Annotated in this window: 25 protein-coding genes and 1 tRNA gene; 13 read left to right on the plus strand and 13 right to left on the minus strand. The window is 41.0% G+C overall.

What is annotated here, in order from left to right; genetic code table 11:
• Positions 1-237: 237 nt before the first annotated feature.
• Complete coding sequence (locus tag B4G94_RS26340) at positions 238-1,125, plus strand: DUF4886 domain-containing protein (protein ID WP_286863085.1); 888 nt, start codon at positions 238-240, stop codon at positions 1,123-1,125.
• Between the two features lie 9 nt (positions 1,126-1,134).
• Entirely contained in the window at positions 1,135-1,296 is a 162-nt protein-coding gene (locus tag B4G94_RS26345; RefSeq protein ID WP_286863086.1) for a DinB family protein, read from the plus strand.
• 56 nt (positions 1,297-1,352) lie between these two features.
• On the opposite strand, the gene sucD is transcribed toward B4G94_RS26345, so the two are convergent.
• The gene (gene sucD, locus B4G94_RS26350; protein ID WP_077438675.1) at positions 1,353-2,225 is read right to left on the minus strand and encodes a succinate--CoA ligase subunit alpha; all 873 of its coding nucleotides are present in this window, start codon (positions 2,223-2,225) and stop codon (positions 1,353-1,355) included.
• A 90-nt stretch (positions 2,226-2,315) separates the two neighbouring features.
• Positions 2,316-2,849 carry an RNA methyltransferase gene (locus B4G94_RS26355; protein WP_286863087.1) on the minus strand — a complete coding sequence of 178 codons (534 nt, stop codon included), beginning with the start codon at positions 2,847-2,849 and terminating at the stop codon, positions 2,316-2,318.
• A 113-nt stretch (positions 2,850-2,962) separates the two neighbouring features.
• Between B4G94_RS26355 and rpsT the strand changes: the two genes are divergently transcribed.
• Positions 2,963-3,217 (plus strand): 30S ribosomal protein S20, encoded by a 255-nt coding sequence (gene rpsT / locus B4G94_RS26360; protein WP_046671646.1) that lies wholly within the window; start codon positions 2,963-2,965, stop codon positions 3,215-3,217.
• A gap of 144 nt (positions 3,218-3,361) precedes the next feature.
• Here rpsT and B4G94_RS26365 read toward each other — a convergent pair whose 3' ends face one another.
• Both B4G94_RS26365 and B4G94_RS26370 read right to left on the minus strand, forming a co-directional pair.
• Complete coding sequence (locus B4G94_RS26365; protein WP_286863088.1) at positions 3,362-4,213, minus strand: 3-keto-disaccharide hydrolase; 852 nt, start codon at positions 4,211-4,213, stop codon at positions 3,362-3,364.
• A 39-nt stretch (positions 4,214-4,252) separates the two neighbouring features.
• Complete coding sequence (locus B4G94_RS26370) at positions 4,253-5,086, minus strand: helix-turn-helix transcriptional regulator (protein WP_104385895.1); 834 nt, start codon at positions 5,084-5,086, stop codon at positions 4,253-4,255.
• A 435-nt stretch (positions 5,087-5,521) separates the two neighbouring features.
• Between B4G94_RS26370 and B4G94_RS26375 the strand changes: the two genes are divergently transcribed.
• On the plus strand, positions 5,522-7,015 hold the full coding sequence (locus tag B4G94_RS26375) for a succinate CoA transferase (RefSeq protein WP_286863089.1): 1,494 nt from the start codon (positions 5,522-5,524) through the stop codon (positions 7,013-7,015).
• 307 nt (positions 7,016-7,322) lie between these two features.
• Here B4G94_RS26375 and B4G94_RS26380 read toward each other — a convergent pair whose 3' ends face one another.
• Both B4G94_RS26380 and B4G94_RS26385 read right to left on the minus strand, forming a co-directional pair.
• Positions 7,323-8,042: a DNA alkylation repair protein gene (locus B4G94_RS26380; RefSeq protein ID WP_286863090.1), complete on the minus strand. Its 720-nt coding sequence runs from the start codon at positions 8,040-8,042 to the stop codon at positions 7,323-7,325.
• A gap of 17 nt (positions 8,043-8,059) precedes the next feature.
• Positions 8,060-8,431 (minus strand): DinB family protein, encoded by a 372-nt coding sequence (locus tag B4G94_RS26385; protein ID WP_286863092.1) that lies wholly within the window; start codon positions 8,429-8,431, stop codon positions 8,060-8,062.
• Between the two features lie 385 nt (positions 8,432-8,816).
• Between B4G94_RS26385 and B4G94_RS26390 the strand changes: the two genes are divergently transcribed.
• From B4G94_RS26390 to B4G94_RS26405, 4 genes are all read left to right on the plus strand, one after another.
• Positions 8,817-11,210, plus strand: a complete 2,394-nt coding sequence (locus B4G94_RS26390; RefSeq protein WP_286863093.1) for a PDZ domain-containing protein — start codon at positions 8,817-8,819, stop codon at positions 11,208-11,210.
• Between the two features lie 214 nt (positions 11,211-11,424).
• Positions 11,425-13,032 carry a TlpA family protein disulfide reductase gene (locus B4G94_RS26395; protein WP_286863095.1) on the plus strand — a complete coding sequence of 536 codons (1,608 nt, stop codon included), beginning with the start codon at positions 11,425-11,427 and terminating at the stop codon, positions 13,030-13,032.
• Positions 13,033-13,305: 273 nt separating this feature from the next.
• On the plus strand, positions 13,306-13,572 hold the full coding sequence (locus tag B4G94_RS26400; RefSeq protein WP_108637113.1) for a PqqD family protein: 267 nt from the start codon (positions 13,306-13,308) through the stop codon (positions 13,570-13,572).
• A 314-nt stretch (positions 13,573-13,886) separates the two neighbouring features.
• Positions 13,887-14,909, plus strand: coding sequence for a bestrophin family protein (locus B4G94_RS26405; protein ID WP_108637123.1), 1,023 nt, complete (start codon positions 13,887-13,889; stop codon positions 14,907-14,909).
• A gap of 24 nt (positions 14,910-14,933) precedes the next feature.
• Here B4G94_RS26405 and B4G94_RS26410 read toward each other — a convergent pair whose 3' ends face one another.
• On the minus strand, positions 14,934-15,392 hold the full coding sequence (locus B4G94_RS26410) for an Lrp/AsnC family transcriptional regulator (protein ID WP_286863096.1): 459 nt from the start codon (positions 15,390-15,392) through the stop codon (positions 14,934-14,936).
• 176 nt (positions 15,393-15,568) lie between these two features.
• Between B4G94_RS26410 and B4G94_RS26415 the strand changes: the two genes are divergently transcribed.
• The gene (locus B4G94_RS26415; protein ID WP_286863097.1) at positions 15,569-16,774 is read left to right on the plus strand and encodes an aminotransferase class I/II-fold pyridoxal phosphate-dependent enzyme; all 1,206 of its coding nucleotides are present in this window, start codon (positions 15,569-15,571) and stop codon (positions 16,772-16,774) included.
• 243 nt (positions 16,775-17,017) lie between these two features.
• Positions 17,018-17,455, plus strand: coding sequence for a DoxX family membrane protein (locus B4G94_RS26420; RefSeq protein ID WP_286863098.1), 438 nt, complete (start codon positions 17,018-17,020; stop codon positions 17,453-17,455).
• 17 nt (positions 17,456-17,472) lie between these two features.
• Here B4G94_RS26420 and B4G94_RS26425 read toward each other — a convergent pair whose 3' ends face one another.
• A complete protein-coding gene (locus tag B4G94_RS26425; protein WP_286863099.1) occupies positions 17,473-18,765 on the minus strand; it encodes a hypothetical protein in 1,293 nt (430 codons plus the stop codon).
• Between the two features lie 151 nt (positions 18,766-18,916).
• Between B4G94_RS26425 and B4G94_RS26430 the strand changes: the two genes are divergently transcribed.
• Entirely contained in the window at positions 18,917-19,270 is a 354-nt protein-coding gene (locus tag B4G94_RS26430; RefSeq protein WP_286863100.1) for a hypothetical protein, read from the plus strand.
• Positions 19,271-19,417: 147 nt separating this feature from the next.
• On the opposite strand, the gene B4G94_RS26435 is transcribed toward B4G94_RS26430, so the two are convergent.
• From B4G94_RS26435 to B4G94_RS26445, 3 genes are all read right to left on the minus strand, one after another.
• A complete protein-coding gene (locus B4G94_RS26435) occupies positions 19,418-20,923 on the minus strand; it encodes a M56 family metallopeptidase (protein WP_286863102.1) in 1,506 nt (501 codons plus the stop codon).
• Positions 20,920-21,294: a BlaI/MecI/CopY family transcriptional regulator gene (locus B4G94_RS26440; RefSeq protein WP_104385877.1), complete on the minus strand. Its 375-nt coding sequence runs from the start codon at positions 21,292-21,294 to the stop codon at positions 20,920-20,922. The genes B4G94_RS26435 and B4G94_RS26440 overlap by 4 nt, the downstream gene beginning before the upstream one ends.
• A gap of 128 nt (positions 21,295-21,422) precedes the next feature.
• The gene (locus B4G94_RS26445) at positions 21,423-21,815 is read right to left on the minus strand and encodes a group III truncated hemoglobin (protein ID WP_108637106.1); all 393 of its coding nucleotides are present in this window, start codon (positions 21,813-21,815) and stop codon (positions 21,423-21,425) included.
• 185 nt (positions 21,816-22,000) lie between these two features.
• On the opposite strand from B4G94_RS26445, the gene B4G94_RS26450 reads away from it, so the two are divergent.
• A complete protein-coding gene (locus tag B4G94_RS26450) occupies positions 22,001-22,564 on the plus strand; it encodes a hypothetical protein (RefSeq protein ID WP_286863104.1) in 564 nt (187 codons plus the stop codon).
• Between the two features lie 98 nt (positions 22,565-22,662).
• Here B4G94_RS26450 and B4G94_RS26455 read toward each other — a convergent pair whose 3' ends face one another.
• Entirely contained in the window at positions 22,663-23,199 is a 537-nt protein-coding gene (locus tag B4G94_RS26455; protein ID WP_286863105.1) for an ExbD/TolR family protein, read from the minus strand.
• 198 nt (positions 23,200-23,397) lie between these two features.
• Between B4G94_RS26455 and B4G94_RS26460 the strand changes: the two genes are divergently transcribed.
• Positions 23,398-23,937 carry a methylated-DNA--[protein]-cysteine S-methyltransferase gene (locus B4G94_RS26460; RefSeq protein WP_286863106.1) on the plus strand — a complete coding sequence of 180 codons (540 nt, stop codon included), beginning with the start codon at positions 23,398-23,400 and terminating at the stop codon, positions 23,935-23,937.
• A gap of 132 nt (positions 23,938-24,069) precedes the next feature.
• On the opposite strand, the gene B4G94_RS26465 is transcribed toward B4G94_RS26460, so the two are convergent.
• Positions 24,070-24,154, minus strand: a tRNA-Ser gene (locus B4G94_RS26465).
• Positions 24,155-24,469 lie beyond the last annotated feature (315 nt).

Genomic DNA, 24,469 nt, shown 5'->3' on the forward strand with positions numbered 1-24,469 from the left:
GTTTAGGTCATATCTCCTTTCCGGAAGATCTTTTATTTGTCCCCCGGTTCTTTTATCTCTCCCTTTGCCGATACTATGCTTCCGGCCGATGTTCTCTATGAAGAAGTGTCGGGCCGGGTAAACCATGGCCCAAGTGCTGTTGATAAGCACCCTGTCCGGAGAAAACTTGCCTTTCTTGCGTTATCATTGTAATTCTACGAGATATTCTCTAATTTAGTCGTTATAGCAAAGCAATTTATGATGAAAGCGAAACAGATATTCTTACTTAGTATTTTATTACTATTTTTTCTTAGTGGCAGGAGATTAAATGCACAAGAACAATCCTTGGATGATGGTGTTTTGCGTATACTGGCCATTGGAAACAGCTTTTCCGAGGACGCGATCGAGCAAAACCTTTATGAATTGGCCAAAGCGGGAAAGAAAAAGATCGTAATTGGTAACCTCTATATTGGCGGTGCGCCATTAAGCCTGCATGTAAACAATGCAAAAGAGGATAAACCTGCTTATCGCTACAGGAAGATCAATCTGGAAGGCCATATGTCCGAGAAGACAAACGAACGGCTTTCAGAGGCTTTGATTGACGAAGCCTGGGATTACATCAGTTTCCAGCAAGCAAGCCCGCTGTCGGGAGATTATGAATCCTATGCAAAGGATCTACCACTTTTATATGAGTACGTCACAAAACATGTAAAGTATCCGGAAACAAACTATATATTACATCAAACCTGGGCCTATCAGAATGGTTCATCGCATGAAGGTTTTGTCCGGTATAATCGTAATCAGAGTGCGATGTATACGGCTATCGTAAACACCTCTCAGGAAGTCTTTAATTGGGGGAATTTTAATGTATTGGTACCTTCGGGGACAGCTATACAAAATGCACGGTCAAGCTATCTAGGCGATCAATTCACAAGGGATGGTTATCATCTTAACTTGGATTATGGACGTTTTGTCGCGGCTTGTACCTGGTACGAGGCACTATTTAAAGAAAATGTTGTCAATAATACGTTTTTGCCACTCAAAGTGACCTATATTGAAGGACAGATTGCACGTGAAGCTGCACATCAAGCGGTGGGATCTCCTTATGGGGTTACTGTATTGAAGGATTTTCAATTAATGAAATAATATATTTATATGAGTATCAAAAAAAGCTATTTGATCGAATTGGATCATGAAACAAAAAATACCAAACGTATTTTGGATCGGATACCAGATGAAAAATTAGATTGGCGTCCGCATGAAAAATCTATAAGCCTAGGGGAGCTCGCAGCGCATGTTGTGGAGTTGCATGGTTGAGCATATAAAAATAAAGGGGATNNATCCCCTTTATTTTTATATGCTTAACTGACTAATTATTTAGCCAACTCTTCTGCGATTGCTTTTCCGATTTCAGCTGGAGATTCAACTACACGGATACCACACTCACGCATGATTTTCATTTTTGCAGCAGCAGTGTCATCCGCACCACCAACGATTGCACCAGCGTGGCCCATACGACGTCCCGGAGGCGCTGTTTGACCAGCGATAAATCCTACAACAGGCTTAGTGCCATGTTCTTTGATCCAACGTGCAGCTTCAGCTTCCATTCCACCGCCGATCTCACCGATCATGATGATAGCTTCAGTTTCTGGGTCGTTCATTAATAATTCAACAGCTTCTTTAGTTGTTGTGCCGATGATGGGGTCACCACCGATTCCGATAGCTGTCGTGATTCCTAATCCAGCTTTTACAGTTTGATCTACCGCTTCATAAGTTAAAGTTCCTGATTTAGAAACAACACCTACGTTACCTTTTTTGAAGATAAATCCTGGCATAATACCGATTTTAGCTTCACCTGCAGTGATGATACCAGGGCAGTTTGGACCGATTAAACGAGATTTTTTGTCGCTCAGGTAAGATTTTACCTGGATCATGTCTTTCGTAGGGATACCCTCAGTAATACATACAATCACTTCGATACCCGCAGCGGCAGCTTCCATGATTGCATCTGCAGCAAATGCTGGAGGTACAAAGATAATAGAAACATTAGCTCCTGTAGCGTCTACTGCATCTTGAACAGTGTTGAATACAGGACGGTCTAAGTGTTGTTGACCACCTTTACCGGGAGTCACACCACCAACTACATTTGTTCCGTACTCAATCATTTGAGTCGCATGGTAAGTACCTTCGTTTCCAGTGAAACCTTGAACGATTACTTTTGAATCTTTATTAACTAATACACTCATTTCTTCTTTAAATTTTGCACACAAATCTACTATTTTGCTTTCTAAAATGGAAGCAATGTGGATAGGAATATGACCTTTATTGATAAATTTTTAGTTCAGATTGCGTTTTTGGATAAAATCCCAAAGGATAATGCCAATTGCGACAGATACGTTAAGTGAATGCTTGGTACCATATTGAGGGATTTCAATACAAGTATCGATCTTTTCCATCACCTCTTCATCGACACCATTGACCTCATTTCCAAAAATTAAAGCATATTTTTTATCGGACTTTGGTTCAAATTGATGTAACATCACACTATCATCGGCTTGTTCAATGGCAATGATGGTATAACCTTCCATTTTTAGCTTCGCTACGACATCGCTCGTTTCTTTGTGGTATTCCCAAGATACAGATTGCGTTGCTCCCAAAGCCGTTTTTTCAATTTCTCGGTGTGGTGGCGTTCCGGTAATGCCACATAAGTATATTTTTTCAATAGCAAATCCGTCCGCTGTACGGAAGGCAGAACCTACATTGTGCATACTACGAACATTGTCCAAAATGATTGCGATAGGCGTTTTTTCTTGTTTTTTAAACGATTCAACATCTGTACGTTGAAGTTCATCCATCGATAATTTTTGCATGCCGCAAATATACTAAACCTAAAAAACAAAATAGATTTTGAATATTGAAAATAAGGTGTTATTTTTGCAGTCCGAATTACAAGAAAAAATTGAATAAAAATTAGCTAAAAAAAATGGCAAATCATAAATCAGCGATCAAAAGAATTAGAGCAAACGCTACTAAACGTTTAAGAAACCGTTACCAAGCAAAAACTACGCGTAACGCAATCAAAAAATTACGTCATACAACTTCTGCAGAGGAAGCAAAAACATTGTTACCACGCGTAATTTCTATGCTTGATCGTTTGGCAAAGAAAAATGTGATCCACAAGAAAAAAGCTTCTAACAACAAATCTAAGTTAACTAAATTCGTTAACGGTTTAGCGTAAGCTTTATGTATAGATATTGAGGGGTACAGCTCGCTGTATCCCTTTTCTTTATGTTATATACTTTGGATTTCTCTTTCCAGGCGAATAGTAATAAAAAAAGCATCAGTATTGATGCTTTTTTTATTTTATGTTATTGGCGCAGAATTATTGTTTTAGATTGGGCAATAACTCAGCGATGACTTTTTTCAATTTATTGGGATCTTTCATGTAAGGTTCCAGATCATATAGTTCCACCTTTTTGAAATCGATCGGATGACTCTCGCTCTGAAGTGAGATGCTTCCTTTTTTCAATAGCTGCCCATCTTTTTTTACGGCAGGGTCAAAGTCTGTTACACTGCCACCTCCTATTTGAGGCTTGGTATATTGTAATACCACTTTGTCTTCAAGGATATGCTGTACAAGTGAATCTCCCAATACGAGGAAATCAGCCGTTACCCATTGATCGCCAGCATAAGTTTTTGATGTCGAGCTGACACAGTGCGGCGTAAAGAGTTTGTTATCGATGACGACATTCGTCCCCGGTGTACACAGATTGCTTGTTGTGCGTTCGTCCTTGCCATTACCACCCAAGAGCTGACCTTCGATAGATATGGGAAAATCCTGGTCTACGCCCATCGTCTTGGGATCTTGTCCATGTAGCATGGCACCGCTATTGCGCCAGGCCCAGCCTTCACCACCGGGAGCCTGCTCGCCTACAAAACGATAAGTGACACGTAATAAATAAGCGGAAAATTCTTTATCGTAGAATAGATGGCCATATTGAAAATTGAAATTATCGTAGCCATCATATCTGACTTTCAATAAACCATCTTCGACACGGAATGTGTTTTTATAGTTATCTCCAACCTTGTGGTTTCGGATTTTAGGAGTCCAATTTTTTAAATCTTTCCCATTGAACAATTGAATGGGCTTGGGTTTTTTGTCTTGAGAATTGCCAAATAAGGAAGTACTGAGTAATAAAATTCCAGCACCATAGATAATATGTTTGAATTTCATCCTGAATTAGGTTTATTGACCTAATTTAGGTAAACATTTTTAAATAAGCAATTCTTTTTGTTTGACATACTCGCTGGGGCGAATACCTACGACCTTATTGAATGTATTGCTAAATGTAGGTAAACTGTTATAACCGACTTTCAATGCGACCTCATTGACACTGAGTTTTTCATCCAGTAACAATTTAAGGGCAGTTAGCATTCTGAGGATCGTATAATATTGAATAAAAGACATGTTTAATTCCTTCTGAAACAATCTGGCCAATGTACGTTCGCTGATATTAAATAGGCTCGCAAGTTTTTTAAAACTCACATTTTCTTCAATATTTTCCTCCAGATAAGTAACGATATCTTTTAATTTTTGGTGGCTTGGATAGGGCAATGCCAGTGGGAGTTCGTGCAAGGACAACTCAGGGAGGATAAGCTTAAATGCAGTTGCTAAGCTATATTTTGGTTCCTCGACGGGAAATATATTGCCATTCCAACGGTTGGTAAACATAATCAATTCAATCAGCAGATCGTTTACCGGATAGATCCCCATTTTACTGTAGAATGCAGTATCGCTGTTCGTTTTTGGAAAATATAGATTACGCATCACAACCTCCGGGGTACTCGGATGGATACTATGCTTTACACCCGCAGGAATCCACAGGTAGTGCCGAGCTGGCAAAAAATATGACTTTTCATCCGTTTTGATAAAAACGACACCACCCTCGGTGTATAAAAATTGATCTTTATCATGACAGTGCTCAGTGATATGGTTCTCCGCTATGATGGCATGGTGACAATAAATGCTATCTTCAAATGAGTCGACCTCCGTCATGTAATAGCGGTTGACATATTTTGCATCGCTCGTTGTATCTTTTGTGTTCATTTTTTCCTATAAAACTACGCTGCAAAGGTAAGACTTTTTTACTAGACCTGACCTTGTTGCGCGTAAAGTGAGTGTATGCTTACATTAAAATTGCAAATAAAACACCGGAGAGTTAGTATTTACTTACCGTGATTTAAATTTATTGTTTTTAATTTATTGAAAATCAGTCCCATATGAAGTGTGGCTCTTTTTTTTATAAAATAATTAGAACTATATTTTAATTTATTTTACTGATATACAGTTGTTTACTTTTGTTTCGTCTCCATTGAATAATTTTGTGTCGAATGGTAATAAATTCACGCTAGAAAAAAACACTAAAATTGTTTGTTTGAGAAATGTACACCAGGGTCTAATATCTTTTAAAATAGCGGATGTAAATAGGTTCCAATTTCTTAAGTTTACATGAATAGCGTACATAAATAAAATTATAAGGATATGGCTTACGAAAGGATAAAAATTCAGAGCTTACACGATAAGGTTATTACAGCTGCCGAAGCTGCAAAATTATTTCAGGATGGTATGGTCGTTGGGTCAAGCGGTTTTACCAAAGCAGGCGATAGTAAAGCTGTATTACCGGCTTTGGCGGAAAGGGCCAAAGAGGATCCTTTGAAAATAACGTTGATTACGGGTGCTTCCTTAGGTCATGGTACAGACGGTAAATTGGCTGAGGCCGGAGCCCTGTCCAAACGGATGCCATTTCAGGTAGATCGTACCCTCCGCAATAAGATCAATGCTGGGGATGTGCTTTTTATTGACCAGCATTTAAGCGAGACTGCTGAACTGTTGCACAATAAGAATCTGCCGCAAGTTGATATTGCCGTTTTGGAAGTCGCTGCGATCGAATCAGATGGCAGTATCGTTCCAACAACCTCCGTAGGTAATTCGGCAACCTTTGCTGCATTGGCTAAACAGGTTATTCTGGAAGTTAATACGGCTATTCGGACCACTATTAAAGGAATACATGATATCTACCAGGCTGAAGACTATCCGCGTCGTAATGTTATCCCTATTGTAGCGCCTGAAAATAAAATCGGTCGAAAGACAATCCCATTGGATCCCGGCAAGATTGTGGGTATCGTGTTTACAAATGAATTAGATAGTCCGGCCGATATTGCTGAGCCAGATGACAAAACAACAGCAATAGCAAAGCATATATTGGCTTTTTTTGAGAATGAAGTTGAACTTGGGCATCTGTCCGAGAGTCTGATGCCGCTGCAGGCGGGAATTGGAAAAGTGGCTAATGCGGTACTTACAGGCTTTATCCATAGTAAATTTCATAATTTAACGATGTTTTCGGAGGTATTACAGGATAGTACCTTTGACTTAATTGATGCGGGTAAACTGGATTTTGCGTCAGCCTCTTCCATTACCGTATCAGAAGAATGTTACTCCCGTGTATTCGATCATTTGGACAAATACCGGGACAAGATCGTGTTACGCCCTCAGAACATCTCCAATACACCGGGATTGATCAAACGTTTGGGTATCATTGCGATTAATACAGCGATAGAATTTGATATATACGGCAATGTAAACTCCACCCATACTTCAGGTACCAACATCATGAATGGTATAGGTGGCTCCGGAGATTTCGCCCGGAATGCTTACTTAAGTATCTTCGTCACACAGGCGGCTTCCAAAGGCGATGCGATTTCTCATATAGTCCCGATGGTATCCCATGTAGATCATACGGAGCATGATGTTGATATCTTGGTGACAGATTACGGTTTGGCTGATCTGCGCGGGCTGGCTCCTCGTGAACGTGCGAAAGTTATTATTGAAAATTGCGTACATCCGGATTACAAAGCACAACTATTGGATTATTACAATCGCGCCTGCGAAAGAGGTGGGCACACGCCACATTTACTGGAGGAGGCTTTCAGTTGGCATATCAATTTGAGAGAAACAGGAACCATGAAAAAAAACTAGCCAAATATAGCGCTGCTGGCTGAAAAAGAATAGGGCTACCGAGCAGATTCGGTTAGCCCTATTCTTTTATAATTTCGTACTTATTTTTCCGCGGTATCGTTTCAGATATTCTATTCCCGGGCGGCCCCTTTAGCTGTTGGACCACTTTTGAGGATGCACATGTTCTTCTAACTGTCTCATTTTGCCACGACAATTCCTAAACCAGCGGCTGTTTTTACAGGTCAGGATCTTTTTCTCTGATCCAATTTCATCAGTCCTTTAAGAGGTTCCATTCGATTGTCTATTTACCAGACTTTCCCAATGCTATCTATAATGATGTAGCTGCCTTGTTCCGATTCAGACCTATGGTAATTTTTGTTCGAAACCACTGTCTGGTTTCTAAAGATTCAATCCTGTCCATGTGACGCGCTATGATTGTAGGGTGGAATTTGGCAATGGTTTTAGCACCCCAACCGATTCCCTTTTTGATATGGAAATCTGTTGCACCGGATAATGACAGCATCAGTTTGAACATGGCTTCAGCAAATTTCGGTGCCAGGCCTTTCTTTACGGCATAATGTGTGGCGACACCGACCGAGCGGACAACCCATTTATTCGGATCTTTGGTAAGCTGCTCCAATAATGGGATTGTTTTTTCTGGAAAAGTAAGGAGAGCATGTCCAAGTACACGTTCACCTATGATGTCACAGACATACCATTGGTCTCCTTTTATCATATACCTGCATGCTTTCTGGATCGACTGCTCCAGATGTATGGGGAGCTGTAGTTGTAAGATCATCCCCGCTATGACATAACTTCCCATTTCATCGGTAGCGCTCAGTGCATCCGTAAAAACGGTCTGTTCATTTTCGGGTATCCACATTGCTATTTCCTTTGCGGCATATTCCAGAAGCGGAAAACTCACTTTCTTTTTTACAAGTCCCACTTGTATAGCTATGAGAAGGGCGTCCGGTCCCTGCTGTTTCCAGCCCAGCTTAGCCTGCTCCAGGATTTCTCTGACACGGACTTTACTTGTGATTTTTTCCATCGCGGTAACCTCTTTCTTTATTTTTGGTCCTTATAGATATTCCAAAAATTGTAATCTGTCATTGGTGCGTTTGTTATTCCGATATTTCGGCCAATGGTGACGATCTGTCCGGGGGGATAAGTTCGGTGGATCATCAGATGCTGAATATATTCATACGCTGAAAAATCACATTGGAACCAAGGTGATTTAACTTTGACATTTTTTTCTAAATCTTCTTCCGAAAGACCTTCTACATAATCCTGAATTTTTTGCGCACTCTCAGTAATGGCGCTGAAAATATCCACTTTTTTACTGAAGGTTTTTTCAAAATCAAAATCATTGCGTTCCGAAATATGGCTCCACCAATACTCCTGTGTCTGCCAGATATGGTTCAATGTTTTTAAGCTCATAATTTTTGGTTGATTGTTTTTACATCTTTAGGTAAATATAAATATCTTTCCATACAGATTTACGATATTTAGTTCAAGTATGGAGTATTACATACTGATTAGACTATGATTGGGAAGCTTGTTAGTTTGGAATTGCATGAAGAGACAGTAAAATAGAAGTAACACACCGCGAATCGAATATTTGATAGTTAGATTATAGTTTAATAAGCGCTTAATAGATGTATATGAGAGGCGATCGGCTTTTTTGGACAACAGCTAAAAAACAAACTGCCAAAATAAACGGATTTTTAGGAATAAATTCTTGTATTAAAGGCATCTTTAATACAAGGAAACTGAATGATAAAAACTAAATTGATCAGAAAAATAACCAACATGAAATACTAATATGATGAAAATACAATCGAGCCAAGTTGCGGGGCTATTTTTTATTGGAATGAGCTGCTTGGCTATACCCGCCGCACAGGCACAGCAGTCGAGCACTGTCAGGCGCATTTATATCAGTCCAAAAGGCAGTGACCAGAATACGGGGACATCGGCAAAGCCTTTTGCCACAGCTGATGCAGCTCTCCGTGCCGCAGAAAAATATAAAAAGGGAAAGGCCGATTCTGGCATCGAAATTATTTTTAACGGCGGAACGTATTACCTCGACAAACCGATACAGCTCTTGGCAAATCACTCCGGTAGTAAGAGACAGCCCTTAAGGATTAAAGCCGCCGATGGAAAGCAGGTCATCCTCAGTGGGGGCAGAACCCTTGATCTAAAATGGGAACAGGGCGATAAAGGGATCTGGAAAGCTAAAGTTCCTGCTGGAGTGAGTTTCCAGAGTCTCTATGCCAATGAAAAACATTTGGTTCGGGCACGGTATCCCAATTATGATGCCTCCATATTACCCTTTCAGGGCTATGCGTCAGATGCACTGAGTCCAGCACGTATCGCGACCTGGAAAAACCCGACCGGGGGTATTGTGCATGCGCTGCACGCAGGCCGTTGGGGTGGGTTCCACTACCGTATCACAGGAAAAGAGGACTCGTCAAAAGTTATGCTTGAAGGTGGAGAGCAAAATAACCGCCCAAGCAAAATGCACGAAACCTATCGCTTTGTCGAGAATATTTTTGAAGAACTTGACACTGCCCAGGAATGGTATCTGGATGAGGCTACAGCGACACTATATTACATGCCATCCCATGGTAAGGATCCCAATCAGCTTAAGTTTGTGGCTCCCCAACTTGAAAGTTTAATCACTATTTCGGGTTCCGCTTCCGGTCCGGTACACGATATTGAAATCAGTGGCTTATGTTTTACGCATACGGCACCTACCTTTATGAAAACTTCGGAACCACTGTTGCGCAGCGACTGGACTATCTACCGGCAGGGAGCGGTAAAGATTGAGGGCGCTGAAAATTGCACCCTTCGTGCCAATGATTTTGTCGAATTGGGCGGGAATGCTGTCTTTGTGAGCAATTACAATCGCGGCGTAAAGATCAGCGGCAACCGGATTGAGCAGATCGGTGCCGGAGGTATCAATTTTGTAGGTGACCCCGAAGCTGTACGCTCACCCGCATTCCGTTATGAAAAATTTGTTCCGCTCAGTCAGATAGACACTCTCAGAGGTCCTAAAACCAATAACTACCCGATGGACTGCGAGGCCAGTGACAATATGATTCATACGATCGGTCTGATTGAAAAGCAGGTTGCCGGTGTACAGGTTTCCATGGCAGAGTCCTTGCGGATCCTGCACAACACGATTTATAATGTGCCCCGTGCGGGTATCAATGTCGGTGATGGCACCTGGGGCGGGCATGAGATCGCCTACAACGACGTCTTCAATACGGTGTTGGAGACCAGTGATCATGGTGCTTTTAATTCTTGGGGACGTGACCGTTTTTGGCATCCCGACCGTAAAGAAATGGATCAGATGACAGCAGCCCATCCCAACTTAATTTTACTGGATGCGGTCAGAACAACAAAAATTCACGACAACCGCTTTCGTTGCGACCACGGCTGGGATATTGACCTCGATGATGGATCTTCCAACTACGAAATCTACAATAACCTTTGTTTAAGCGGCGGATTAAAATTGCGGGAGGGCTTTTACCGCAAAGTATATAACAATGTCATGATCAACAATGGTTTCCACCCACATGTGTGGTTTAAGGACAGCCATGACATCTTTCGTGATAATCTGGTGATGCATAGCCATCAGGATATTCAGGTTAAATACTGGGGGGATGAGGTGGACCATAATATTTACACAAGAAAGGAAGACTTGCTAAAAGATCAGACCAAGGGAGTGGAAAAACACGGACGTGTTGTTCCGTTGAATTTTGTTGATGCGATTCAGGGCGATTTTCGGTTGAAAGACTGGAAAGGAAATGGCTTCAAAAATTTTGACATGCTACATTTTGGCGTCAAGGACAAAAGGCTGAAATCCCTTGCTGCAAGCCCTGAAATACCACAGTTGATCCGGTCAGGAGCGAAAGAACAGGGCCTGAAATGGGGATGGAAAGGGGGACAGTTTAAATCTGTTGAAACTTTGGGCGAACAGTCCGCGGCTGGACTTCAATCCATCGCTGGCGTATTGGTTCTCCAGCTGGATGAAAAGAGCACACTTTACAAAAGCGGACTACGTGCCAATGATGTGATCCTGGATTACCAGGGCGAGAAAATTGAAAAATTAACCGACTTACAGCAGGCTATTAAGAAGCTGATCCATGCAGATCAGCCTAAAGTTGTTGTTGTAAGAAACCAGCAACAGCAGAAATTGGCTTTGCAATTATAACATATGATATGCTGCAAGATCAATAGTTGAATAGAAATAAAAAGAGGCTTTGGAAAGCCTCTTTTTTCTGTTTAAGTCGGTTTCGGGCCGAGTAAAGTTATTCTTGACTAAAAATGTACAATCATTCTTAACTAAACATAGGGATTAGTTTTTTGAAATCTATACTTTATTTGATGTAAAATGCTTAACTTAAAGGGATTAAAAGCTAAAAATTATGAAATTGCCAATTATCGCCTTTTTTATTTTTCTGAGTTTTTCGTTTGCTTCAGCTCAAACCGTATCAAAACAAACAGGAACTGTTGATCCTAGGGGCTGGATGAAACAGAAACTTGCTGCGGCGAAGGTCAAAACCGTGCTTAAAAACTATGATAAAAATTTTTTCGGATCAGATTCTGTCCGTATCATCGGTTTTATTGAAGGCTATAGCCCAAAGCTCGGTTTTAATAGCGGCATTATCTATTGCGGCAATCAATTGACCAGAGAAGACTATCCGGCCACAATTCGGATATATCCCGATGGCCGTTTTGAGAGCAGTTACCTGGCGGTCAATCCGGAAATGTCTTATCTATCCATCAATGGGCGTAATTACTATTATTATATCGAACCCGGCCATACCTTGGCTATGACATTGAAAGCTTCGCCGGGCGGCCAATTGGAGCTGTTGCGGTACGGTGGACCGCTTGCTCCGGAAAATCAACAGCTTGCGGATTTTAAATGGGAAAGCAACCGGAGGAAATTTTATGATCATATTCAACAGCTGTTGAAGGAAAGACCGACACAGCAGACCAAAGAGGGAGTTATCGCTACATGGGATTCCGTCCGGCAGGATGTAAATGACCGTCTGAAGAGAGCTACCTATACCCCTAAGGTAAAGCATTTGATCCGAAGTGATGTGGATGTCAATTACGCCGCGCAGCTGATGGATCTCCAGATGTATCGCCAAGGGATTTCAAAAAGTGACAGCCTAAATCCCTACCTTAAATCCCTCCTTCCGGAAGATTACTTTGATTTTATAAAACGCCTGGACCTAAATGATCCTGCCTTATTTGTCCCGCGGGAGTTCTCGACACTTATCAACCGCTTTGAGTACTCACCGTTGTTTCCTACCACCAGCCTTTATAGCTTAATGAACAGCCAGCGGAAATTAAACTTCTACCAGGCATTGGACTCCTTAAATCGAAAAATGAATGGACCTATAGCCGGTACGCTGGTTACTGAAGCAGCAAAACTCCGGACATTGAAATTCAGGATGTCAAATGCAAAAGACACGGTACAGATGACGGAGATTTCAAATGACCTTTTGAAGGTCCTGACCAATAAGGACTTGAAAAAAGAAGCCCTGGCGTTGAACGAAAGAGTGAAAAAATCCATGGGAGGTTACATTTTGCCACAGACGGCATCTGCGGCTGTATTTAAAAAACTGACCGATAAATACCGTGGTAAGGTCGTCCTTGTTGACTTCTGGTCAGAATCCTGTGGGCCCTGCCGTGCTGGGATTGAGGCGTTGAAAGAAAAACGCCTAAAACTAAAGGATAATCCCAACCTGGTATTTGTTTTTGTGACGGACAGTAGCGGTACCCCTGATATGAATTTCTATAACGATTATGTGGTCAAAAACCACATGTTCGAAAGCTATATCGTTTCGCCGGATGAGTATCTGGCGTTGCGGGAGTTATTTAAATTTAACGGCATACCTCGGTATATTCTAATGGATCCCGATGGCAAGATCCGGAATGACAATTTCCCGATGCATAACTGGCGTTATGAACTGCCCAAAAGCTATCCGCAGCTATTTACTTACGAGCAGTTGCAAGGAAGTTAAGGCGAGAAAAGCGGAACTGGTGTTATATTGTAAAGCGATACGTAATCGTATTAGCTGTTATACGCCCGTTTTTTTAAACTCCTTAGTTATTTTTCTTTATCTCTGTTGAGTTTTTTAGTTATTTTTTCGAGTGTCTTTTGTATTTTTGATAACAAGCCGCAGTAGAGAAGAGGCTGCCGTTCGGACCTATTGTATAATGTATATACTTTTTCGTAATAGGACAAACCAAATGAATTGTTTGAATGTCATAGAAATAAACAGAGGAATAGCCAGATGAAACTTAGAGGAGATTTACAATTACGCAAATTGGGCGATGACCATATCTTAGTCTATCCCGGGCAAGATCAATTGGATGCATCCAAGGTTTATACTTTTAATGAGACTGCTGTGCAGATCTGGCTAGAACTGCAAGGAAAGGAATTTAATGTTGAAAGTGTCACTGCAGTTTTATTAGATAATTACGAGGTAGAAGAAAGTGTGGCTGAAAAAGATGCTGAAAAATTGGTAAAGCAATTTGAAAAACAAGGTTTTTTGATCTAACTGATGGACCGATAATTTTAGGAGGCATTCAATTTTAGATTACGACTATGTCACTTTTTCTACTAGCATCAGCGACTTAATACTTCGGTCTATTCTTTTTTTTGAGATAGATACAATAGACAGGGGATGATTTTTTACGCGTTTTGCCAGCAAAAACAGTAACTACAATAAGGTGATCTATAATAGATGGATTTTGAAATAAAATGATAGGTGATATTGGACTGTAGAAATTTAAATGGTACATTCAGCTGTGGATAAATTTGTTTCTCATACCAGACATTGCTGGGGCGGGAACGTTAAAACCGGATGCTTTTATGATTACAACAAAGTATTTTAATTACAAACAGATCTTTAATCTTGCTGGTGTCCATTTAATCTGGCTGACGGCTTGGTGTTCTCTTGTTACCCTCGTCTATTATTTCTTTCAATGGGAATGGATGATTATTCCTTGGCTTCCCTTGGCGCTGATTGGTACAGCAGAAGCATTTTATGTGGGGTTTAAAAATAACCAGGCTTATGATAGATTATGGGAGGCCCGAAAGATATGGGGCGGGATTGTCAACTCCAGCCGCTCATTTGTATCCATGCTTTATGCCTTTAATACCGGACAGGGCGATCAGCAGTATCTGGAAGAAATCAGAAAGAAATTAACCTATCGCCATATTGCCTGGTTGTACCAATTTCGCGAGCAACTGCTCGTTCCGACCGAATGGGAACACATCAGTCTGAAGAAGCATATCGGTGCCCTGAATGTCAAGCGACATCGGCTGATCAAAGCCGGTTTTCCGGATTATAGCCGGACCCCAATATTCTTGAATAAATATCTTTCGAGAGAAGAATATGCGTTACAGTCGGTCTATAAAAACTTTGCAACTTATCTGAACTCCCAACAGGCAAAGGATGTCAATGATTTAAAAAACGATGGGCTTATCTCGGATTTCAATCAGATGCAATTGCAGACCTGCCTCAATCAGTTTTATGATTTTCAGGGCCAGGCCGAACGGATCAAAAAGTTCCCCTCGCCAAGGCAGTTTGCCAGCACGGCATTTGTTTTTAATGTTATTCTGATCATGTTAATGCCTTTGGGGCTGGTCAATGAATTTGCTAAACTGGGCCACTGGGGAATCTGGACTAGTATTCCTTTTTGTGTGGTCATTGGCTGGATCTATATTGTGATGGAACTGGTGGGGGATTATACTGAAAATCCTTTTGGCGGACTGATGTTTGATATTCCGATGTTGTCCATCTGCCGAACGATAGAAATCGATTTATTGCAGATGACAGGTGAGGAAAATCTACCTGATCCAATTGCTTCGAAAAATGGTGTTCTGGTCTAATAAGCTATTCTTGTTAGGCAGGGGCTAAATAAGAATAGTCATGGTATTCTTTACCTCTGCGATCATAAAAGAGCTGTGGGTGCTTGCTATGTGCTGTAGGGAGGTTAACTTGGCCAACATAAAATGTCGATAATCTTCCATATCCCGAACACAGATCTTTAAAATATAATCGTAGTCGCCACTGACATGGAAGCATTCGGTGACTTCCTGCAAATCCATTACCTCCCTTTCAAACTGCTGTATATATTCTTTTTTATGCTGTGTGAGCTTGACATGACAGAGCACCATAAAATCTTTTGCGATCTTTTGTTTATCAAGTAAAGCGACATATTTAGAGATCACTCCGGTATTTTCAAGTTTACGTACACGTTCATAAGCAGCCGTTACGGATAATCCGAGCTTATGAGCAAGCTCTTTGGTGGTCTGTTTGGCGTCTTCCTGCAGAAGTTGGAGTAATTTTTTATCAGTTTCGTCGAAGTGCATAGATTATTTTTTGGTTTAAAGCAGTTGTATGTAGTTGTTATAGATATATTTTCTAAAATTTATCAGTATATTAGATTTATAATCTAATATACTGATAAAGTGTTGTAATAAAATGTAAAATAACCCAATTTTATATATAAAAAATTAGGAAGATTTAAAAATCAAATTATATAAAGATGGAAGATTTTAATGCAGCAAATGAAATACAGGATTTGCAATATTTTGGAGAGTTCGGCGGTGTAAATCCTTCGATTTCGGATAGCTCGACCTATACCTTTCTGTCCGCTAAAACCATGTTTGATACCTTTGAGGGCAATGCAGATGGTTGTTACCTATATTCGCGGCATTCATCGCCGATGAATCTATACCTTGCGCAGGCGCTGGCCAAGCTGGAAAATACGGCTGCTGCCAATGTAACGGCTTCGGGAATGGGAGCGATAACAACAGTACTTTTGCAACTCTGTAAAAGTGGTGACCATATTATTTCCAGTCGAACCATCTACGGTGGTACCTACGCTTTCCTGAAAAATTTTTTACCGCCATTCCATATCGAAACGAGTTTTGTTGATATTGGTAATTTTGAAGCGATCGAAGCTGCGATACGTCCCGGGACAAAAATAATTTATTGTGAAAGCGTCAGCAATCCCTTACTGGAGGTAGCTGATTTAAGAAGGCTTTCTGCCATCTGCAAGAAATATAAGCTCAAACTTGTTGTAGACAATACCTTTTCGCCGCTGTCCGTCTCACCGGGCCTGTTAGGTGCAGATGTCGTGATCCATAGCCTGACGAAATTTATCAATGGTAGCAGCGATACTGTCGGTGGTGTCTATTGTGGTACACAAGAGTTTATCAACGAAACAAAAAATGTCAATTCCGGTGCCTGCATGTTGCTTGGTCCGACGATGGACAGTCTCCGCTCGGCCAGCATCCTGAAAAATCTCCGTACACTCCATATCCGCATAAAGCAACATAGTTATAATGCACATTACCTGGCCGAACGCTTTGAAAAGGATGGACTGAAAGTTTCCTATCCCGGATTGCCCTCTCATAAGCATCATGAGCTCATGAAAAACATCATGCATGCAGAGTACGGTTTCGGCGGAATATTGACCTTGGACGCCGGAACGACAGATCGTGCCAACGCGCTCATGGAGCTCATGCAAAAGGAGAACCTTGGCTATTTGGCCGTAAGCCTTGGCTTCTATAAAACGCTATTTTCCTGTTCAGGCAGTTCGACGTCATCTGAAATTCCTGAAGCGGAACGGGTGAGCATGGGAATCTCCGACGGACTGATCCGTTTTTCTATTGGCTTGGATCATGATATTGAACGTACTTATCAACGGATGAAAGCCTGTATGGAAAAAACGGCTGTTCTGGCTTAAGGAAAATATATATGTTTTCACTTTTTATTGGGACTATTCGGCAATTCGATTGTCGTTTAAATGGTGTATCACGGTTTAATGGAGGTGTGCACCATATAAATTCTTATTCGTATTAATTGATGTTATAAGGCCGTTCAGTATTTAAAGTGCTAGCGGCCTTATTGTTGTCGGTCACTTGATTTCTTAAACTGGTTTAAGTTAATCTGGATATTGTTGCCTTATATTTGATCTTAAAAATTTAGAATGATGTATAGTCAATTTTTTGTGCGCTTAGCTGTGGCCACAGCCTTTTTATCTGCTGTGGCGGATCGTTTGGGTTTTTGGGGAGCCCCGGGTACGGCGAATGCTTCCTGGGGAAATTGGGCCAATTTTGTCGCTTATTCCGATCAGCTCAATTTTTTTGCGCCTGCCTCAATAGGAAGTCTGCTCGCTATCGGAGCGACCATACTCGAGGTCGTTTTGGCCCTGTTGCTATTGATCGGTTATCGGACACGTTTCGCAGCGCTGTCTTCAGGGATTCTATTAACTGTTTTCGCGTTGACGATGACACTGTCTTTTGGGATCAAAGTCACGTTTAACTATTCGGTTTGGGTAGGGGCAAGTGCCTGTTTTCTCTTAGGGAGCTATCGGGATTTTCCATTTAGCTTTGATCGACTGATGAAGAAAAATCAAAAGAAATAAATATGTCTTTATTTTTTCTACATTTCCTTTAAATTCACTTCTTTCTTTTCGCCGTCTTTATCAATGCTGATCCGTTTTTCGATAGTCGCTTTATCGGTATAAGATGATCTTCCGGTTCCATAATTTGTCGTGGAACCGGTATATCCCCAATAATTGTAATAATTGGTATAACCGGATACATACGAATAGTTGTACGAATTGGTAAAGTCAAAGCTGGTCATAATAATATAGTTGCCCGGCATTAGCTCTGCAAATTCAAAGTGTCCTTCATCATCATACACCTTGGTGCGCTTGATAGCGTGTCCAAAATCTGGATCCAGTGGAACCTCGGCAACTTTTTTCTGTTTACGGATTTTCTTATTGACCTCAAGCCATTCTTCGTAGTATGCTGAATTTGGAAAAAGCATAATCTCGGTTCCTTTTGGCGCATATTGTTTTTTCGCCGTATTGACAAGACCGCCTAATCTTTTACCTGAACTTGAGCGCGCATAAGCGGTCCCGATGATGACGCTATTGCCGTTGGAGATCTGTCGGATAGCCAGTTCCTTGTCGAACCGATTTTTGATGGGCTGATAGTCCAGTTCCTCATTGACCGTGATTTCCCATTTGCCGTTGCCCATGGACATCTCCCGCTGCCAAAGCCGCCGGTCTTTCTTGTCTACCACATAATTGTAAATTGCACCTGTGTTTTCTTCCAATAAGGTGATCAGCCAGGTATCATGCTTGCCGGTTTTCGGTGAACCATAGCTATAACTTTTGACCTCCTTGATAGTATAGTATTCAACCTGTGTACTGGATTCGTCATTATAATAGAATTGTGGGATCCGAGCTTTATAGCCTACATCCAGCGGAAGCGTCCCAATCATTAGATCCGTCCAATTAAAATCAATAAATGGCTCGGTAGGACGCAAACTCAGTTTTTTATCTTTTTTAGTTTCTTTGGAATAATAATTACCGGTGATGGTCTCGCCAAAGCTGAGATTTAATTTTGTTTTTTTGCCATCACTGGCATAGCTGATGGATTTTAATGTTTGGGGATCCACAACACTTGTCCTGACATTGATCCAGGAATTGTCCTTGGGTGTGTAGGAATTTTTTAAGGTCAATTGATTGCCTGTAGATGTGATATCATAGACCAATGATCCCTGCTTGTCCCAGTTATTATCTTTGACATAATATACGGTATAAAGCGATTTCTCTGGCTTTATATATTTAGTGTTGATATCAGGGCTTCCGGGGGCGACCATCTTTTGGCTTAATGCCACAAACGGGAGCAGGCCTGCCGCTAAAACAAGTGCATACGATTTCATATCTGTATTCCTATAGTGAATGAAACAAGCTGGTTTTTCTTGTTTATTTTATCAATCTAAGGTAGTAAAAAAGTTTTTTATTTTTTCTCGGGGTAATTGTAAATTTCAACCGTCATTTATATTCCTAATAATCTATAAATACTTGAGCCGCATGAACGAGGAGTTTATGCAGCTCTTTGTGATAGCCGATTACCGGCAATCTTTTTCTGATCAGCTCCCGAAGAAATGTTTTACGATCAGAGACCCACTTATGACTTGCAGATCAGCCAGTAAGTGCTTTGAAAAAGCAATTATCTTGGCTGTTTCTCCTGCTGTTAAACCTAATGTGTCGGTAGGCGGGGATCGTGGTGCCAAAATCAACTGGATGTTAAAACTCGACGGTGACAGCGGTGCAAAAAAGAAGTATATCGATGCTTTGAATACAAAGATAGAGCAGTATGCCAGCGGACTAAGGAACTACCTAACATCCACACCGAAGGTGATTCAGGCGGTACGTATGCAATAAACTGTTGGGATATAATACAGCATATTTGATTTAGCGATTTTCACATATGCATGCTGGGCTGATTGGAAAACCGGAGGAAAGATCGTTCCTCCGGTTATTTTTTGTCTTTTGAAAAGGAAGTTTTATGCTACCTGATCTAAGTTTTGATTACTTGGACAAGGGGGGATTTTTAGGTATTTCACCTCGATACTGGATTCTGACCTCCTTAAGAACCGGCGCATTTTTTTTATCGGACTCTGTGGCGTTCTCCTTTGCGGGTTGGCCTTTAAGTACAATTCTAGCGGCTTGCGTTCCGTTGTTTTCTTTAGCTTCTGAGACGATGGTGCTAGCGGAACGCACGTTTACTTTTGTTATCGTATTTGGTTCTGCCGACCTTATTTCTGTTACCTTTGCTGATTCAGAAGGTGCAGTTCCTGTTTTTACCGTTACTACGGCATTGGGATCATTCACTTGAACATTTGAATTCAATGAAGTAGTGGCGCTCATATCCGCAGTGCCGCTTAACTTGATCCGCATAGGTTCCTGAAACTTTGCATTTCCGTTTGTATTGCTGCTTTCCACATATACTTCTTCTATTTTAGCTGGAGCATATGCTGATTCTTCTTTTTTGGAAGCGGCGTTTTTCTTGGGCTTCATTGGCGGTGCCATTTCTCTTTTAGGTGGTTTGGGCCGCATTTCTTCGGCTTTAGGAGCACCGGGCTGTTTAGCCGCAGGGGGTGCTACTGTTGGTTTGGCGGGCGCGGTCTTTTCTGTTTTGGCCGGAGTTGTTTTCTGTGCTTCGACATGTGTCGAGAACAGTAGACTAATTGCTGCTGTCAGCAATAGGGTAAGCGCAGGCATCAGCAGGAGCTTACCGCCGGTTGTTCTTTTCTGTAACATAATTAATCGTTTTTTTGTTGTTAAAAAATTAAAATTACTGGCCGGTAATGCGTTTATATCGGGTGAAGACATGCTCCACTGGATGATCAGATGTTGGTAATTCGTGCGTTCATAAACCTGTACAACAGCATCATCTGCCAAGTACTCGTGGTTTTGTCGAATAGCTTTATCGATCAGATAGACGAAGGGGTTGAACCATAATATGACACGGATAAACTGCATGGCCATCACGTCGATGGAATGCCGTTGATTTACATGTGCCTGTTCATGTGCAATAATGGAAGAATCAATCTCTCCCCGGGTAAAGGCTTCATGGGGAACATATATACGTCTGAAGAATGAGAAAGGCGTTTTAAGGCCTTGGATAGTATAAACAGAGGGAATCGCCGTAACAGATCCGCTACCAATGTAAGAGGTGAACTTGCTATAATTCAGGATATGTTTGACCAGTAGCAGCGTCGCAATCAACAGATAGATCAGAACAATGGATGTATTCGTGTCCATTATCGGTTCCTGTCGATCTACTAGCGCCGGTGCGACGGCTGGCTCCATAGTTTCAGGTAGCACAGAAGCCTGATCGGTACCAAAATGAAAGAAATCAGGAATAAAAGATGGCAGGGCAGTTTGTACCAGCGGAGCAAAAAGGGCAATCGGTATAATGGCAAGCAAATAAAACCGATTAAACACCAGGAGCTTTTGCCGTTGCAAAAGAAAGATGTATACAAGATACAGTAAGCCTGAACAGGCGATCAATTTTCCCAAATAGATAATCATGTCGCTTTGTTTTTAATTTCCGAATCAATTATTTTTTTCAGCTCTTCCAGTTGCTCCCTGTTCAACTGCGATTGTTTGGTGAAAAAAGAAGCAAATTTTAAAGCCGAATTATCAAAATACGTTTCAACGATATCATTGACGTGCGCGAGATAATAACTGTCCTTGTCAAACAAAGGGTAGTACTCTCTTGAATTACCATATAGCACATAAGATATGGCGCCTTTTTCAGTCATTCGCTTTAATAACGTTGCAATTGTTGTCGGAGCAGGTTTGGGTTCAGGATAGGCTTCCATAAGATCCTTCATAAAGGCCTTTTTCATGTCCCAGATATACCCCATCAATTGTTCCTCGGTCGCTGATAATTTATTCATACTACAAATATAGAATATATTCTACATTGTGTAGAATTAAAAAGTGTTAAAAATCTATTTTGTGATTTATTTTGTTGATTTTAAATATTTTATGGTGGGGGAAAACCTAAATATTGCGAAGACTTTTTTTATAATAAAGGTTTCTTTTTAGGATTGGTATTGAAATATTCTTTTTTAAACTGGAACATTTGCGCCATCTTTTGTGCACGCCATTTGGCTTCTTCGGCTTTTTCGCCCTTGTACAGACGGTCCACAGTCGCTTCAAATAACAGAAGCCAGTGGTCGAAATGCTTTGCTTCGATCGGAAGAGGAATATGAGGTGGAAATGGGCTGCCGAAGTAGGTATGTTCATCCAAGAGGATAGTCTGCCAAAAGCGATACATCTTTTCCAGGTGTTGGGCCCATCTGTCTTGGATGCGTTCCTGAAAAATTGGTCCAAGAAGACTATCCTGACGGACAGTGCCGTAAAACTGATCGACTAATATTTTGATGTCCGCAATGGACTGAATATCCTGCTTCATGGGAATACGTGTATAGTTTTGTGAAGTGGATACTACTTAACTGTAGCTGCCCCACGGTATATAATAAGTTAAATTTAAGTAGAATAATGGAGAAATGAATCAGGCTGATGTAAAGAAGCCTGTTAAAAATATTGGATTTTTCTTTTATTGTGAGTAATTTGAATGCACATTTAGGGAAAAAACAGATGGGAAAATACACTTTTTTTGTCCTGCTGCTGGGGTGCTCCGTCGCGCAGGCACAGATTACCGATATTACGGTCAATAAAGAAAACTTTCAATCTTCGGGCTTTCCGTTTAAAGGCAAACGGGTGTTGCAGGTTGAGCGTATTCAGACCGCAAAGGAAGATAATTATATCATTTTTTCAAAAGAGGAACGTGGAGCAGATCCGGATAAACTGTATGCGCAACAATTTCAACGAATCGATGGTATGTGGGTGCCAATAGTGGAAGAAACTATTCAGGAAGATGGTATTATTACTTCCGTCTGGGAATCCCGAAAAGCTTTTTTTGATGCAGACAAAGACGGAAAATTGGATGCGGTGTTTATTTATTCCAGACATCCGAAGGATAATGTCGAAAAGCAGTTGAGCTGTATTGCGCTGGTTTTATACAAAGGACAATTTTATCGTATGCGAGCAGAGGCGGAGGACGGGTACGAAAAAACGACGTACTCGGATAATTATGCTTCTTTGCCCGCGGAAGTAAAAGAGTATGCGGAACGTTATTGGCAAAACCTGGACAAAAGATAATTTATTATTGTCCATCTGCCTGCAATTCTGCTTCAAAAGGCAAAGAATGCTCAGACTGGTTATTGTTGCCGATGTAAACTTTTGATCGCTGGTAGCCTTTATTGAATGGATGCCAATAGTTGCTTTTCCTCTTCGTCTTGAGTTTTACCGATGACATAACGGGAAATGTTCTGACGTTTGAGCTCATCAATCGTTCGGATGACATCTTTCGTCCGTGCTTCTTTGCTAGGTTTGATCAGGACAATCATATCTTTCGTATTGGGCATGGTACTGATCTTCCCTTTGAGCTGTGCGACCACCTGTGCCAATGTCTTTTCTATATCGGCTGGTTTTTCAGATGAAGCAATAGGTTTCTTAAAGTCACCATGATACCACATAAATTTTCCATCGCCAAGGATCAGGGTTGCTGTCCGGTTTTCATCAATAAAGACCGGGCTATCCACATCGGCTTTTGTTTTGTCTGGCATGGCAATATCCATTGCCGCAGGTTTGTTTAGGGTTGTGGTCAGCATGAAAAAGGTAATCAGAAGGAAGGCAAGATCTACCATCGCCGTCAGATCCACCTTTGGAGCCATTTTACGGCTTCTAATTTTTTTCTTTCCGCTTTCTTGTGTTTTTTGGTTTAATTCTGCCATGATCTTTATTATTTAGGTAACAACTATTGTTCATTCTCATAGATATGATGTTTAGAGTGCGCGAATTCCATATTTTTTTTATAACGAAATTCATTTTATCTTACTTCTTATAGAAGTAAGATAGGATTAAGGTCAGATAGGAATGGCATTATAAAAAAGAGAAGCAATGTTTCCTTTGTCGGAAAAGGAATAAAAAAGATGAGTAACTTGGTAACAAAAAATATGGAACAGGATAATGGACTTGTCTATACGGATATTGCATCACCTTTAGGGAAAATAAGGCTTGTAGCTACCATTCGTGGTCTTATTGCTGTATTGTGGGAAGGAGAAGATTATACCCGTACAAAGCTATCAATACCGCATAGAGATGATGATGCTCAAATATTATTGCTTGCAGCGCAACAAATTTTTGAGTATTTTGATCGCAAACGTACTATTTTTGACCTGCCGCTGGATATGCAGGGTACAGCTTTTCAGCTTAAAGTCTGGAATGCATTATTGGCTATTCCATACGGTCACACGACAACTTATGGAGATTTGGCGCGCCAGCTAGGTGATATAAAAACTGTGCGTGCAGTCGGAGGTGCATTGAATAAAAATCCGATATCTATTATTGTACCTTGTCATCGGATCATTGGGGGATCCGGTAAACTTGTTGGTTTTGCTGGAGGTCTGAAAAACAAATCTATTCTTATTGATCTGGAGAGGAAAGATCGGACACCTACGCTTTTTGATTGAAAACAACTCGACCAGTCTTTACTTACACACCCCTTACAATTTTTATCGACGATAGTATTCAAACCCCGCCGCGTTTTTTTCCGAAGCCCGATAGCATGCAAAAAGCCTTTCATTTCTGAAAGGCTTTTTCTGCGGAGAGTGAGGGATTCGAACCCCCGAACCTGTGACAGTTAACGGTTTTCAAGACCGCCGCATTCGACCACTCTGCCAACTCTCCGCGACAAAAGTAGAAATTCTGAACAGATTTACAAAACTTATTTTGCATTTTTCTCTGTTTAATGTGCTGTATGAATGGTTTGTTCTGGGGATATAATTGTATATCAGGTTTTTATTTCAATGTCTTATTTAGATCATCAAAACTTTTCCATACGAATCAGGCCTTTTCTGCCGGATATCAGCGACTAAAAAAATAGTGGAAGAAATTGCTGTTGGGATTTATGATTCTGATAAAGAATGTGGCTCATTTTTTGACCTCCGGTCGGCCCTTTTTTCCGAAGCCCAATAGCATGCAAAAAGAGGCTGTCTCAAATTT

The organism is Sphingobacterium sp. UBA7625 (genome assembly GCF_002484085.1).
GTDB classification, from domain to species: Bacteria; Bacteroidota; Bacteroidia; order Sphingobacteriales; family Sphingobacteriaceae; genus Sphingobacterium; species Sphingobacterium athyrii.

Excerpts from the sequence above, each read along its gene's own strand:
- B4G94_RS26435 (WP_286863102.1), bottom strand. The coding sequence starts at position 20,923 with ATGATTATCTATTTGGGAAAATTGATCGCCTGTTCAGGCTTACTGTAT.
- B4G94_RS26430 (WP_286863100.1), top strand. The coding sequence starts at position 18,917 with ATGAACGAGGAGTTTATGCAGCTCTTTGTGATAGCCGATTACCGGCAA.
- B4G94_RS26395 (WP_286863095.1), top strand. The coding sequence starts at position 11,425 with ATGAAATTGCCAATTATCGCCTTTTTTATTTTTCTGAGTTTTTCGTTT.
- B4G94_RS26425 (WP_286863099.1), bottom strand. The coding sequence starts at position 18,765 with ATGAAATCGTATGCACTTGTTTTAGCGGCAGGCCTGCTCCCGTTTGTG.
- B4G94_RS26450 (WP_286863104.1), top strand. The coding sequence starts at position 22,001 with ATGGGAAAATACACTTTTTTTGTCCTGCTGCTGGGGTGCTCCGTCGCG.
- B4G94_RS26380 (WP_286863090.1), bottom strand. The coding sequence starts at position 8,042 with ATGGAAAAAATCACAAGTAAAGTCCGTGTCAGAGAAATCCTGGAGCAG.
- B4G94_RS26345 (WP_286863086.1), top strand. The coding sequence starts at position 1,135 with ATGAGTATCAAAAAAAGCTATTTGATCGAATTGGATCATGAAACAAAA.
- B4G94_RS26460 (WP_286863106.1), top strand. The coding sequence starts at position 23,398 with ATGAGTAACTTGGTAACAAAAAATATGGAACAGGATAATGGACTTGTC.
- B4G94_RS26440 (WP_104385877.1), bottom strand. The coding sequence starts at position 21,294 with ATGAATAAATTATCAGCGACCGAGGAACAATTGATGGGGTATATCTGG.
- B4G94_RS26400 (WP_108637113.1), top strand. The coding sequence starts at position 13,306 with ATGAAACTTAGAGGAGATTTACAATTACGCAAATTGGGCGATGACCAT.
- B4G94_RS26375 (WP_286863089.1), top strand. The coding sequence starts at position 5,522 with ATGGCTTACGAAAGGATAAAAATTCAGAGCTTACACGATAAGGTTATT.
- B4G94_RS26405 (WP_108637123.1), top strand. The coding sequence starts at position 13,887 with ATGATTACAACAAAGTATTTTAATTACAAACAGATCTTTAATCTTGCT.
- B4G94_RS26410 (WP_286863096.1), bottom strand. The coding sequence starts at position 15,392 with ATGCACTTCGACGAAACTGATAAAAAATTACTCCAACTTCTGCAGGAA.
- B4G94_RS26420 (WP_286863098.1), top strand. The coding sequence starts at position 17,018 with ATGATGTATAGTCAATTTTTTGTGCGCTTAGCTGTGGCCACAGCCTTT.
- B4G94_RS26385 (WP_286863092.1), bottom strand. The coding sequence starts at position 8,431 with ATGAGCTTAAAAACATTGAACCATATCTGGCAGACACAGGAGTATTGG.
- B4G94_RS26445 (WP_108637106.1), bottom strand. The coding sequence starts at position 21,815 with ATGAAGCAGGATATTCAGTCCATTGCGGACATCAAAATATTAGTCGAT.
- B4G94_RS26455 (WP_286863105.1), bottom strand. The coding sequence starts at position 23,199 with ATGGCAGAATTAAACCAAAAAACACAAGAAAGCGGAAAGAAAAAAATT.
- B4G94_RS26365 (WP_286863088.1), bottom strand. The coding sequence starts at position 4,213 with ATGAAATTCAAACATATTATCTATGGTGCTGGAATTTTATTACTCAGT.
- B4G94_RS26390 (WP_286863093.1), top strand. The coding sequence starts at position 8,817 with ATGATGAAAATACAATCGAGCCAAGTTGCGGGGCTATTTTTTATTGGA.
- B4G94_RS26355 (WP_286863087.1), bottom strand. The coding sequence starts at position 2,849 with ATGCAAAAATTATCGATGGATGAACTTCAACGTACAGATGTTGAATCG.
- B4G94_RS26340 (WP_286863085.1), top strand. The coding sequence starts at position 238 with ATGATGAAAGCGAAACAGATATTCTTACTTAGTATTTTATTACTATTT.
- rpsT (WP_046671646.1), top strand. The coding sequence starts at position 2,963 with ATGGCAAATCATAAATCAGCGATCAAAAGAATTAGAGCAAACGCTACT.
- B4G94_RS26415 (WP_286863097.1), top strand. The coding sequence starts at position 15,569 with ATGGAAGATTTTAATGCAGCAAATGAAATACAGGATTTGCAATATTTT.
- sucD (WP_077438675.1), bottom strand. The coding sequence starts at position 2,225 with ATGAGTGTATTAGTTAATAAAGATTCAAAAGTAATCGTTCAAGGTTTC.
- B4G94_RS26370 (WP_104385895.1), bottom strand. The coding sequence starts at position 5,086 with ATGAACACAAAAGATACAACGAGCGATGCAAAATATGTCAACCGCTAT.